Here is a 13,660-nt window from a genome sequence, read left to right on the forward strand (position 1 = left end):
GGTAAGAAAAGTCGGATGTTATAACGTGATTAAATTTACAACTAAATAAATATTTAAAATATTTGAGAATATATAGGGGATATGCTTATGGGCAAAGGATTAAAATTCAGACTGACTATTACAATATTATTGTTTGTGTTGTTTTTTGCACAATATGTAATTACACATGTGAAAATAAAAATGATTATAAAGAATAATATATTCTATGGTGTTGAAGACGGTCTATTTGAGAGTAAACTCAGTCTAAAAGAATTAACTGTTCCTGCAGGAGTTAAATCAATATCTACGTATGCCTTTTTAGGCTGTGAGAATATTGAAGTTGTGGAATTACCTGATACACTTGAAAGTATTGGAGAACTCTCATTTATGGGCTGTAGAAAACTTAAGCATATTAAAATACCGGAAAATGTAAAAGATATAGGTATGGGGGCATTTTATGAATGTTCAAGTTTAAAAAATTTGGAATTACCCGAAGGTTTGGAGAAAATAAATGCTGCAACATTTAAAGATTGTATTGTTTTGGAAAAAATAAATATTCCTCCGGGAGTAAATGAGGTTGACGAGTCTGCATTTTCAAACTGTAAAGAATTGAAAGAAATAGAGCTGAATGAAGGTTTAAAAAATATAGGAAGTGAAGCCTTTTCAGGCTGCGAAAAACTACAGAGTATAGAAATCCCGGATTCAGTCGAGCGGATAAATTCCTATGCGTTCAAAGATTGTAAAAAACTTTCTGAAATATATATGTCCAAGGGAATAAAATATATTGAGGAAGGTACATTTGAAGGTACAAAGTATTATGAAAGGGGACTCTGGGAAGATGAGAATGGAATATATATAGGTGACGCCCTGATAAAATATTGGAATAAAGGCAGTGAAATGAAGGTAAAAGATGGTACAAGAGTTATTGCAAGTAAAGCCTGTTCAAATCTGCCTGATTTGATTACGGTTGAATTACCTGAAAGTATTAAAGTTGTAGGGTATGAAGCCTTTGCAAACTGTAAGAGTCTTAAAAATATAAATATGCCGCAAAGCTTAGAAGATATTGAAGACAGAGCATTTTATGAATGTGGTATAGAAAGTATAAATATATCTGAAAATGTAAAGAATATAGGAAGTATGGCCTTTGCAAATTGTAGAAATCTATCTGATATCGATATGGAAAAAACTCCTGACGGATTGGATGCAGGAGTATTTGAGAATACATATTGGCTTGAAAATTTGGAAAAGGATGAATATGGATGTAAATATTTCCAAGATATACTACTTAAATACGAAAATGGAGCAAGTTATGTTAAAGTCAGGGAAGGAACAAAGAGTATAGGTAGTGAGGCATTTTTAAACTCTGAAGGATTAAAAAGCATAGAGATTCCAAAAAGTGTGGAAATCATAGGCAGGGAAGCTTTTAGCGGATGTAAGAATTTAAATGAGTGTATATTTGAAGAAGAAAGCAATATTAAAGAAATTCAATTGGGAGCTTTTAAAGAATGTAAAAGTCTTAAAGAAATAGAGATACCAAAGAGTACAGAATATCTTGGTGTAAAGGCCTTTGAAGACTGTGAAGCACTTGAAAAGGTTGTATTTAAGGAGGGCTGTGATATCAAAATATTGAATATGGGAGTATTTTTTGGTTGTACCGGTTTAAAAGAGATTACTCTGCCTTCAAGATTGGAAGAGGTACACTTTGCAGCTTTTGCATATTGTGTAAGCCTTGAAAAAATAAGATTTCCGGAAAGTATGCAGTATATAGACAGCTACGCTATAACTATATGTAAGAACCTAAATCAAATTGAAGTACCTTCAAGTATAAAAGAGGATTTTGCTATAATAAAGAAAAAGATAAACTCTGAAAAGGTATACCCTAAAGTTATATATTATTAAAATTACATATTAGAATAGCAATATCAGAGGGGAGGATGTTTGTGGGTAACAGAAAGACTAAGATATATTTATTTATTATAACAGGTATAGCATGTATAGCTATAGGTTTCTTTTTGAGCAATTTGAAATGTAAGAAGATTATAGAAGATAATATCCTTTTAGGTATTAAAGACGGTATATTGGAGAAAAGAGAGAATATCAAAAAAATAGAAATACCTGACGGAGTTACAGATATAGGTGATAGAGTATTTTATAATTGTACCAATCTGGAAAATATTACGATACCGGAAACCGTAAAGACAATAGGATTTCATGCCTTTGATAACTGTGTAAAAATTAAAGACATAAAATTACCTGATAATCTGGAAGTAATACAGACAGGTGCTTTTTATAATTGTATTTCGCTAAAGAAAATAGAAATACCGAAGGGTGTGAGTGCTGTTTATACGAAAGTATTTTCGGATTGCAGATCTTTGGAGGATATTGTTTTTTTGGGAAATATAGGTGAAATAGAGGACAGTGCCTTTGAGGGTTGCGAGAAGCTTAAAACAATAAAAGTTCCTAACAGTCTTGAAAAAATAGGCAAATATGCCTTCAGAAATTGTAGCAGTTTATCTGATATAAATATTCCCGAAGAGATAAAAACTGTTGGAGAAGATGCTTTCTTAGGAACTGATATTCTTAGGAAAGCGGATATTGATGAATACGGTTGTGCATATATAGGAAAAGTATTGGTATATAGTGATGGGGAAAAAGAGTATGTTAAGGTTAAAGATTATACCAAAGTAATTGCAGACTGTGTATTTTATGATAATGAAAATTTAAAGAAGATTGAATTTCCGGACAGTTTAGAGAGAATAGGAAATGAGAGCTTCAGATCTTGTAAATCTTTGGAAGAAATAAGCGTTCCTGAAGGAGTAGATATTATAGGGGAATCCGCATTTATGTATTCGGGATTAAAAAAGGTGAGCTTACCGGAGAGTGTGGTTGATATAGGTGATTATGCATTTATGGAGTGTATACATTTATCTGAAATAAATATACCGAGGTACGTAGAAAATGTAGGACATTGGTGTTTTAGTAATACCGACTATCTGCTTGATATGGAGTCTGATGAATATGGCTGTAAATATGTTGGCGATATACTTCTCGGATACACAGGTAAAGGTGTGAGAAGAATAAAAATTAGAGACGGCACCAGAATGATAGCAGCGGGAGCTTTTGAAGACAGAGAGTTTATCGAAGGTGTTTATATACCTAAAAGTGTTGAAATAATATGTGAATATGCATTTTATAATTGCTCAAGATTAAAAGAGGTATATTTCAGTGATGGTAGCAATTTGAGTGAACTTAGGTCATGTACATTTGGTCAGTGTACATCTTTGGAAGAAATAGAAATGCCTGAGAGTTTAAAGAAAATACAAGATCATGTCTTTATAAATTGTGCTTTTAAAACTATAACGGTGCCTGAAAATGTAGAATATGTAGATCCCTATGCTATCAGTGAATGTTATATGCTGGAAGAGATTAGAGTACCGGAAAAACTGAAAGATGAATATTATTTAGGTAAAATATATATTTTAAAAGATAAATATCATTCAAGCGAGGAATTAAATGAGAGGTTTAAAGAACCTGATATTGTATTCTATTAAAAATAATATATGTTACAATACACGGGTAGTATATTTCCATTGTGAAAAATGCTGAAAATTATTTTCTGATTTTATTATGAGTGATTAGGTTGGTAGAGTTTTTGTTGGTTCTATGTCAAGATTTAGTACAAATTAAAATGAAAATCGAGTTTACCCGATGACGATCCTGTCTATACCATAAAAAAAGTTATGGAGGATTTAAATTTTTCCGGACTGCTAGCCAATTGTTCGGATAAGGGAAGAACAGGGTACAACCCGATCATGATGTATGCAGTTATTACTTATGCAAATATGCGAGGAATACGTTCTATCGATCGTATTGTAGATTTATGTGAAAGAGATATTGCTTTTATCCGGCTTACTAGGGGCAAAAAGCCTAAAAGAGATGCTTTCTATGAATTTAAAGGCAAGAAACTTACCTTAGACATTCTTGACGATTTAAACTATCAGTTTATGAGACGATTAAAAAAAAGAAGGGTTTGTAACATTAAAAGAATTATTTATCGATGGAACGAAAATAGAAGCTAATGCTAATCGTTATACTTTTGTATGGCGTGGAAGCGTTAATTATCATCTGGCAGGTCTTCTGGATTATATCGATAAGCTTTATTCAGATTATAATTCTTTTTTAAAAGATAATGGTTTTGGGGAGAAGTATGAGCTTGGAAATGCACAAATGTTTGTGATTGACGGAATTGATAAAGTTCGAGATATTATTGAAAAGAACAGAAAAAGAAAGATTACAAATCATAAAAAGCTATCTAATAACCGTATTATAGAGATTGATAACTGCTCGCCTATTGAAATACTTAAGCTTCAGAAAAATCTTATGGCTATTGCTGACCGAGAAGGCATTGTCTTTGTTAACGGAAAGGGCAAGAGAAAGCCACAGCTTCAACAACTATATGAAGAACTTGAGCATTGTGGACAGAGATTAATGAGCTATAAAAAATGCTTTGAAATTATGGGGAAAGATAGAAACAGCTATTCCAAAACTGATTTGGAAGCAACCTTTATGCGAATGAAGGAAGATCATATGTTGAACGGACAGCTAAAGCCGGCATACAATGTACAGATAGCAGTAGAGAATTATTTTATTGTACATAGTTATGTAAGTAATGATTGTACAGATTATAATACATTAATTCCGGTTCCCCCAAAGCATAAGGAAGCATTTGGAGAAGTACTTGAAGAAGTGACGGCAGACAGCGGCTATTGTAGTGAGAAAAATCTCTTATATCTGAAAGAAAATCAAATAGATAGTTATATAAAACTACAGGATCATGAAAAACGAAAAACAAGAGCATACAGTAAAGATATAGGCAAATACTACAACATGAAGACAACGGTATTTGAGGATTAGCAAGTCTATATCTGTCATGATGGCCGTGAACTGAGACATATCAACACAGAAAAGAAAGAACAGAATGGTTATACACAAACATATGAAGTATATGGATGTTCAGACTGTAGTGTATGTGAACATAAGTCTAAATGTTTATACAAGTATAATCCTGATAAAGATATTGATAAGAATAAAGTAATGAAGATCAATGACGCTTTAACTATCGTACTTCAGATAAGGTATATAAAGAATTTATGCTTTTTGCAATAGGAAGAAATATAAATAAATATCATCGTTTTCTCCATGCAAAACTAAAGAACTTTGAAGGAAAAATACAGAAGAAAACAGCATAGTAAAAAATGCAAAAGCAAAATATATACCAAGGGGATTTTATGCCAAAAAATAGACAGCATTATAGAAAAATAAAATATCCTGACAAAGTTACAAAGCAAAAACGCCTTGTATTTGTCAGGATATTTTTATTTAGTTCTGCGGGAAGTAGAAATGCTTATTTCCCGACAGCCCCTTTTTTATTGTGCGATGACAACTATTGAAAAATGATGAAGAATTATGGACGGAACAGTCATTCATCAAAATTGACACTATATGTACACCACGGTATTATGTTAAGACAAAGAGAATACTATCCACTTGTGGGATAATAAGGATTTTGTAGCTTGTGTACAAAGCCGGGATTGGATTGACGAGTAGGAACCGGCTATAGAAGCTAAAATAGATGTTAATTCTCAATAATATACTTGTTTGAACTTTCCAAATGTTGTATACTATTTCTACAAAAACATAGCTTGGTAGGAGGTTTATATGCCTGTAGTAGAGAGTCTGATTTGCAAAGAGGCGGATGGTAAACTTAGTTTTGGAAATTATATTCTTGGTACAAAGTCAAAGGTAGAAGATTTTGCACATGAGGGGGACGTATATAAGGTAAAGACATTTAAGGAGATAACAAAGCTTGAAAGAAATTCGGCTTTTGTGTATGAATCGGTTCCGGGTAGTACAGTAATGGAATTTGAAACCACACCAAATATAACTTCTTTTGATATATACGGTTTTGGGGATACTCAAATAACTATCGGCTTGGAAGAAGATACGGAATATGAGGTTTATGTCGATGATGTAAGTATCGGAGGCATGAAGACCAATCTATCAGGTAAGCTTATATTTAGTGTTGAGCTAAGTGAGAACGGATCAAAGGTTTTAATCAAAAAAAGATAGTTGCATGGGCATATCGGTAAGCCGGATATGCCCATTTTAAATAGAAAGGTTTTTATGGCAAAAGCAAAGTCCAGTGCATTCTTTTGTAAGGAATGCGGTTATGAGTCACCAAAGTGGTTGGGACAATGCCCTATGTGTAAGGCATGGAACAGTCTTGTGGAAGAGCCTGTAGCAAAGACAAAGACGGTGAGCAGAGGAATATCTGCAAATACATATAAAAAGCCTGCTAAACTGTCTGAAATACAGCTGGAAGATGAAGACAGATTTAAGACAGGTTTTGAGGAACTTGACAGAGTACTTGGTGGCGGAGTGGTAAGAGGTTCACTTGTTTTGGTAGGTGGAGATCCGGGAATTGGAAAGTCCACATTATTGCTTCAGGTTTGTAAGAACATATCGGATGATAACAGAACTGTGCTTTATATCTCAGGTGAGGAGAGTTTAAAGCAGATAAAGATGAGAGCAAAAAGAGTGGGAGACATCACAGATAATTTAAGCTTTTTATGTGAGACGAATCTCAATATTATAAAAGAAACCGTGCTGAGTGAAAAGCCGGATGTGGTTGTTATAGATTCTATACAGACTATGTTTAATGAAGAGGTGGCGTCAGCTCCGGGAAGTGTAAGTCAGGTAAGAGAATCTACAAATCTTTTGATGCAGGTAGCAAAGGAAAATAATATTGCTATATTTATAGTCGGACATGTGACAAAAGAAGGACAGGTTGCAGGGCCCAGAGTGCTTGAGCATATGGTAGATACGGTACTATATTTTGAAGGTGACAGATTTGCTTCATATAGAATACTGCGTGCCGTCAAGAACAGATTCGGTTCTACAAATGAGATAGGCGTATTTGAAATGCAGCAAGTGGGACTTATAGAAGTAAAAAATCCTTCCGAGTTTATGCTCTCAGGAAGACCGCAGAATGCTACAGGTGCGGCCGTGGCATGTTTAATGGAGGGTACAAGACCGATACTGGTAGAAGTACAGGCTTTAGTGGTTCCTACAGCATTCGGACTGCCTAGGAGAACTTCCACAGGAACAGATGTGAACAGAATAAATCTTTTGATGGCGGTCATAGAAAAAAGATGTGCACTTGCAATGAGCAGATATGATGCATATATAAATATTGCGGGTGGACTTAGAATAAATGAGCCTGCACTGGATCTGTCAATTATTATGTCGCTTATCTCAAGCATGAAAAACAGGACAATAGATGAAAAGACGGTAATATTCGGAGAGGTGGGACTTTCAGGCGAAGTAAGAGCCGTAAGTATGCCTGAGATTAGGATTAGAGAGGCTATGAAGCTTGGATTTGAGGTTTGTATTTTACCGATGGTATGCCTTGAGAAGATTTCATTTAATGGAAATATAAAGCTTATTGGTGTAAGAAATATAAATGAAGCGGTCTTACTTTTAAGTTAATATAAATTAAAGGAAAGAGAAAAAATGGATGAGAAAACAAATGTAATGAGACTTTTGGATCAAAAGAAGATAAAGTATAATCATTATTCATATATAGATACTCCGGCTACAAACGGTGTAGAGGTGGCGAATCTCTTGGGGCAGGATGAGAGAAAGGTTTTTAAGACTTTGGTAACTGTAGGAAAGAGTAAGGCAAACTATGTGTTTGTAATACCGGTGGCAGAGGAGCTTAACTTAAAAGAGGCGGCAAAAGCGGTAGGTGAAAAGTCTATAGAAATGCTAAAGTCAAAGGATTTATTGCCGCTTACAGGATATATACATGGAGGCTGTTCTCCTATAGGTATGAAAAAGAGATTTACCACTGTAGTTGATTCCACAGCTTTAAATTATGAAAATATTATATTCAGTGCAGGAAAAATCGGTTATCAGGTTGAGATGGATCCAAAGGAGCTGGAAAAATTTGTGCCTGTAAGTTTTGCCGCATTGACATAGGTTGAGCCTATGATAAATGTTGGTGTATTGGCACATGTAGATGCCGGAAAAACTACATTGATAGAGGCGATACTCTACAAGACGGGAAAGCTTAGAAAAACCGGAAGAGTGGATTTCGGTGACAGCTTTTTGGATAATGATGAATATGAAAGAAAAAGAGGAATAACTATATTTTCAAAGCTTGCAAGGACAAGTATAGATGATATAGAAATAAATATAATTGACACCCCGGGACATGTAGATTTCAGTGCCGAAATGGAAAGAACCATATCCATACTTGATATGGCTGTTTTGGTAATCAGCGGAAGTGAGGGCGTACAATCGCATTCATATACACTTTTCAGATTATTAAGAGAAGCAAATATACCTACTGTAATATTTGTAAATAAAATAGACAGTGATAAGTTTGACAAGGACAAAGTATTGGAGGGACTTAAAAAATCTCTTTCAAAAAATATTGTGGACTTTTCAAAGGAAAATAAGATGCTTTTAGAAGAGGTTGCAGCCTGTGATGAGGATCTTATAGAAAAGTTTATCGAAGGGGAAGAAATAACAAAATCCGATATAAGCTTTTGCATAGAGAATTCAAAAGTATTCCCGACAATATTCGGTTCAGGATTAAAACTTATTAATATAGAAGGAATACTTGAACTTATAAAAGAGTATGTACATGAAAAGACTTATTCGGATGAACTCTCAGGAATAATATACAAGATAAAATATGATGAAAACGGAAACAGACTTTCCTTTATAAAACTTCTTGGTGGAAGTTTACAGGTTAAGGATACGCTCTTTGATGAAAAAATAAATCAGATAAGAGCTTATGACGGTGAAAAATATATTGCAATTGATAAAGGAATTGCGGGTGATATTATTGGAGTAACAGGGCTGTCAAAAGTTCATGCCGGAGATACATTTGGAGATATAAAAAGACCTGCACAAAAGCTGTTACCGGTTTTAAGCTACAATATGGTTTTTCCGGATGATATAAGTATAAATCAAATATATCCTAAACTTTTACAGATATTTGATGAGATACCTGAAATAAAAATGGAGTATGACGAAGAACTTGCTAAAATTAAGGTAAACTTGATGGGAGAAGTTCAGATAGATCTTATAAAAAATATTATAGGTGAGAGACTTGGGTTAAACTGCGATCTTATAGACGGCGGTATTATTTATAAGGAAACTATAACCGGATATATTGAGGGTGTAGGCCACTTTGAACCGTTAAGGCATTATGCCGAAGTGCATATACTTATCAGTGAAGGAGAGAGAGGAAGCGGCATAGTATTTGTGAATGAAGTGTCTGATGATGAGCTTCCTAAAAATTATCAGAGCCAGGTAAGAAATATTGTTGAGACTTCAAAATTCAGAGGTGTACTTACAGGCAGTGAGCTAACCGACGTAGTACTTACTCTGGTAGCAGGCAGAGCGCATGAAAAGCACACTGAGGGCGGAGATTTTCTTGAAGCGGTAAATAGAGCTGTAAGGCATGGATTGATGTATGCAAAGTCTGTCTTACTGGAACCTTACTATGACTTTGAGATAAATATACCCATGACTTCTCTTGGCAGACTGTTAAATGATTTAAACAATATGAATGCCGAAGATATAAGCTATGAGGGAGGTGAGACTCTTAGAGTAACGGGATATGCGCCTACCGTCAATATACAAAACTATGGAAGTACGCTTTTATCATATACCAAAGGTCTTGGACAGATAGGTTTCGGTCTAAGAGGATTTTTACCATGCCATAATGCAGATGAGATTATAGAGAGCAGTTCGTATATTGCGGAGTCTGATACAAAGAATACTCCGGACTCCGTATTTTGTTCTCATGGTGAGAGTTTTATAGTGCCGTGGAATGAAGTATTTAACTATATGCATTTGCCTTTAAAGAAGTTTGAGCTTGTAAAAGAAGAGGAGAAGATAGAGACAGTACGTTCCACTTATGATGCCACAAAAGCCGACAGCGAAGAGCTTATGGCCATATTTGAAAGAACATACGGTAAGGTGACTCCAAGAATAGGAGACCGGGATGCACCTGTAAAGAGAACACCTGAAAAAGAGTATGTTTATAAAGAAAGAGCAAAAAAGAAACATTACTTGCTGGTTGACGGATATAATATTATTTTTGCTTCAAAGTCGTTAAATGAACTTGCACAGATAAATATTGATGCGGCAAGAGACAGACTTGTTGAACTTCTTATAGATTATAAGGCCTATAAGGATTATGAGATTATTGTTGTATTTGATGCCTACAGACTTGTAAATCATCCTACGGAGGTACAGAATTTCTCGGGTGTATATGTGGTATATACAAAGACTGCGGAAACAGCCGATCAGTATATAGAAAAGACAACACATGAAATGATAAAAAGATATGATGTCACCGTAGCAACATCAGATGGTATTGAGCAGATTATTATAAGAGGTAAGGGGGCAATACTTATCTCTGCAAGGGAGTTTTTAAAGGATCTTGAGGATACCAAAGAGGCTTTCAGAAAAGAACATATAGAAAAGACTTCAGTTACAAACAGATTGTTTGATTCTTTAGAAGGAGAGTTAAAAGAAAAAATAGAAAATATCAGACTTGGTAAAAAAGAAGAGCCCTAGCAAATGCCGGGGCTCTTTCTTTTAATTGGATTCAAATATTTGAATAAAGAATCAGGTATGACAGCTGCCTGAGCAACCGCCACATCCTCCACCACAAGAGGACTTCCCGTTTTTCTTATCTTTATAAATAGATCTTACAATAAGACCCACTACGCCGACCAATACAGCTGAAATAACAACTGTTGCTGCCATAATTATCTCCTTTCTTTAATGAAACGGTTTATGCGTAAGCTTTAGTTTTTTTCTTCATAAGGCTTGCGTACAAGACCGTAAATAATAGCTGCGATTCCGATAAATCCGAATATTGTACCGATACCGAACTTACCTGTAAGGATAAGTGAACCTACCTGATATATAATCATAGCTACTATATATGCAAAAATACATTGATATCCTACAGCAGTCCAGAACCACTTTATACTGCTCATCTCTCTTCTGATAGCACTCATCGCTGCAATACAAGGAGCACAAAGAAGGTTGAATACGAGGTATGAGTAAGCTGATAGAGGTGTGTAGTCGGCACGTAAAAGCTGCCAGATACCCTCACCAGTATCCGCATTGAAATCGGAAACATGGTATAGAATACCGAATGTACCTACGACATTCTCTTTTGCCATAAGTCCTGTGATGGCTGCAACTGCAGGCTTCCATGTACCCCATCCGAGAGGAGCAAAAATCCAGGCAAATGTGTTTCCGATATTTGCAAGTAGCGATAGATCCATCTGATCTTCAGCAAGATATGTAAATGAACCGTCTACAAATCCGAAATAGCTGAGGAACCATATAAGGATAGTTGCAAGTGTAATAACTGTACCTGCCTTCTTTACGAAGCTCCAACCTCTTTCAGCCATTGATCTGATGATTGAACCTGCTGTAGGAAGGTGATATGCAGGAAGCTCTATAACGAACGGTGAAGGATCGCCTGAAAACAGCTTGGTCTTCTTAAGCATGATACCTGAGATGACAATAGCGGCAATACCTACAAAGTAAGCTGATGAAGCAACCCACGCGTCATTATCAAACAATGCACCTGATATAAGTGCTATAACAGGAAGTTTTGCAGAACATGGAATAAATGTGGTTGTAATAATCGTCATTCTTCTGTCATGCTCACTCTCAATAGTTCTTGAAGCCATAATTCCCGGAACACCGCAACCTGTACCTATAAGGATTGGAATAAAGCTCTTACCTGAAAGTCCGAATCTTCTAAAAACTCTGTCCATAACAAATGCAATTCTCGCCATATATCCACAGCCCTCTAAGAAAGCGAGGAAGAAGAAGAGCGTAAGCATCTGAGGAAGAAATCCGATTACGGCACCTACACCGGCAATAATACCGTTTACAATAAGGCCTACAAGCCATTCGGCAACGCCGGCAGATTCAAGGAAACCTTGAACACCCGGCTGAATAATTTCTGCGAACAAAACATCATTTACCCAGTCGGTCATTCCTGTACCTACAGTGGTAATAGAAATATAATAAACGGCAAACATGATAGCTGCGAATATCGGAAGACCCAAAATTCTGTTTGTAACTATCTTATCGATCCTATCTGAAATACTTACATAGTCTTTATTCTTAACCTTATAAAAACTTGCAATAACTGTTGAGATATAATTGTATCTCTCGGATGTGATAATACTTTCAGATTCATCATCCATAGCATCTTCACATTTTGTTATAATCTTTTCAATATCGGCAAGTGTACTTTCTGAAAGATTTAACTGCTCAATAGCCTTATCATCTCTTTGGAACAACTTAACACCGTACCATCTTCTTTGAAGCTCAGGTACGCTGCTTGGAAGAAGAGCAATGATATCCTTGATAGCATCCTCTACATTCTTATCAAACTCATGTTTTTCCTTTGGAAGAGTGTGGCTCTTTGATATCTCGATAGCTTTTTCAGCCGCTTCCATAACACCTGTACCCTTAAGTGCGGATATTTCCACAACAGGACATCCAAGTTTTTCACTCATTTTATCAAGGTCAAGCTTGTTTCCGCTCTTTTCAAGTACATCGAGCATGTTTACCGCGATAACAACAGGGACACCTAACTCTGTAACCTGTGAAGTAAGATATAAGTTTCTCTCAAGGTTTGTACCGTCGATGATATTAAGTATCGCATCAGGCTTTTCATTGAGAACATAGTTTCTTGCTACAACTTCCTCCAATGTATATGGAGAGAGAGAATAAACACCCGGAAGGTCTGTAATAATAACATCTGTATGTCCTTTAAGTTTTCCTTCCTTCTTTTCAACTGTAACACCGGGCCAGTTTCCAACTGTCTGGTTTGAACCTGTCAAGGCATTAAATAAAGTAGTTTTACCGGTATTTGGGTTTCCGGTAAGCGCAATTCTGATTGCCATATTAGCTCCTTATCTTTTTATTTCAATATTTTCCGCATCTGCTTTTCTGATAGAAAGCTCGTATCCTCTAACAGTAACCTCAATAGGGTCACCAAGAGGCGCTACCTTACGTACATGAATAGTTGTACCCTTTGTTACACCCATATCCATGATTCTTCTTTTTACAGGACCTTCGCCATGAACTCTGGCAACAGTAACAGTCTCACCGATTTTTACATCTCTTAAAGTATCCATTCCATTCTCCTTTCCGCATTATAATAAGTGATTTCTGAAAACATACAATGGAAATTCCATTGGCGAATGTAGATAAATGCTTACATTCTACTTCTTAAAATTGTTTGGGCTACTTAGATCATAATCTTTGAGGCTAATTCCTTGCTGATTGCTACTCTTGAATCCTTGATATTAACAATCAAGTTTCCGGCCATAGCATTAACAACGGTTATTTTGCCGTCAACAACAAATCCGAGAGTTGCCAAAAAAGTTTTATCTTTTTCACGACCGCCGATTTGCTTTATTGTGTATTCTTCACCTAAGTTAGCCATAAGTAATGGCATCATAACTCCTCCTTTTCATGAAACATGTCAAATACATTCTATAGGTTAGCATACACTAACATTAAATGCAAGATTTTTTTAAGAAAAAGTTAGAGCTTA

10 protein-coding genes and 1 pseudogene are annotated in these 13,660 nt (G+C 35.5%); 7 read left to right on the forward strand and 4 right to left on the reverse strand.

Translation table 11 applies throughout. The features are described 5' to 3' along the window. Nucleotides 1-87 precede the first annotated feature (87 nt). From HMPREF1135_RS01685 to HMPREF1135_RS01715, 7 genes and pseudogenes are all read left to right on the forward strand, one after another. Nucleotides 88-1,878 carry a leucine-rich repeat domain-containing protein gene (locus tag HMPREF1135_RS01685; protein WP_007591306.1) on the forward strand — a complete coding sequence of 597 codons (1,791 nt, stop codon included), beginning with the start codon at nt 88-90 and terminating at the stop codon, nt 1,876-1,878. Nucleotides 1,879-1,913: 35 nt separating this feature from the next. Continuing rightward, nucleotides 1,914-3,530, forward strand: a complete 1,617-nt coding sequence (locus HMPREF1135_RS01690; protein WP_007591307.1) for a leucine-rich repeat domain-containing protein — start codon at nt 1,914-1,916, stop codon at nt 3,528-3,530. Between the two features lie 150 nt (nt 3,531-3,680). Continuing rightward, a pseudogene (locus HMPREF1135_RS14525) lies at nt 3,681-5,228 on the forward strand (transposase); the annotation flags it as partial. 469 nt (nt 5,229-5,697) lie between these two features. Continuing rightward, nucleotides 5,698-6,108: a hypothetical protein gene (locus HMPREF1135_RS01700; RefSeq protein WP_007591309.1), complete on the forward strand. Its 411-nt coding sequence runs from the start codon at nt 5,698-5,700 to the stop codon at nt 6,106-6,108. A 54-nt stretch (nt 6,109-6,162) separates the two neighbouring features. Beyond that, nucleotides 6,163-7,527 (forward strand): DNA repair protein RadA, encoded by a 1,365-nt coding sequence (gene radA, locus HMPREF1135_RS01705; protein WP_007591310.1) that lies wholly within the window; start codon nt 6,163-6,165, stop codon nt 7,525-7,527. 24 nt (nt 7,528-7,551) lie between these two features. Further along, on the forward strand, nt 7,552-8,019 hold the full coding sequence (ybaK, locus tag HMPREF1135_RS01710) for a Cys-tRNA(Pro) deacylase (RefSeq protein WP_007591311.1): 468 nt from the start codon (nt 7,552-7,554) through the stop codon (nt 8,017-8,019). Between the two features lie 9 nt (nt 8,020-8,028). Next, nucleotides 8,029-10,638 carry a translation factor GTPase family protein gene (locus HMPREF1135_RS01715; RefSeq protein ID WP_007591312.1) on the forward strand — a complete coding sequence of 870 codons (2,610 nt, stop codon included), beginning with the start codon at nt 8,029-8,031 and terminating at the stop codon, nt 10,636-10,638. A gap of 51 nt (nt 10,639-10,689) precedes the next feature. Here HMPREF1135_RS01715 and HMPREF1135_RS01720 read toward each other — a convergent pair whose 3' ends face one another. From HMPREF1135_RS01720 to HMPREF1135_RS01735, 4 genes are all read right to left on the reverse strand, one after another. Next, entirely contained in the window at nt 10,690-10,830 is a 141-nt protein-coding gene (locus HMPREF1135_RS01720; protein WP_007591313.1) for a FeoB-associated Cys-rich membrane protein, read from the reverse strand. A 41-nt stretch (nt 10,831-10,871) separates the two neighbouring features. After that, nucleotides 10,872-13,004 (reverse strand): ferrous iron transport protein B, encoded by a 2,133-nt coding sequence (gene feoB / locus HMPREF1135_RS01725; protein ID WP_007591314.1) that lies wholly within the window; start codon nt 13,002-13,004, stop codon nt 10,872-10,874. A 9-nt stretch (nt 13,005-13,013) separates the two neighbouring features. Continuing rightward, on the reverse strand, nt 13,014-13,238 hold the full coding sequence (locus HMPREF1135_RS01730; protein ID WP_007591316.1) for a FeoA family protein: 225 nt from the start codon (nt 13,236-13,238) through the stop codon (nt 13,014-13,016). A 113-nt stretch (nt 13,239-13,351) separates the two neighbouring features. Continuing rightward, complete coding sequence (locus tag HMPREF1135_RS01735; RefSeq protein WP_007591319.1) at nt 13,352-13,564, reverse strand: FeoA family protein; 213 nt, start codon at nt 13,562-13,564, stop codon at nt 13,352-13,354. Between the last annotated feature and the right edge of the window lie 96 nt (nt 13,565-13,660).

Source organism: Lachnoanaerobaculum sp. OBRC5-5 (assembly GCF_000296385.1).
Lineage (GTDB): Bacteria > Bacillota > Clostridia > Lachnospirales > Lachnospiraceae > Lachnoanaerobaculum.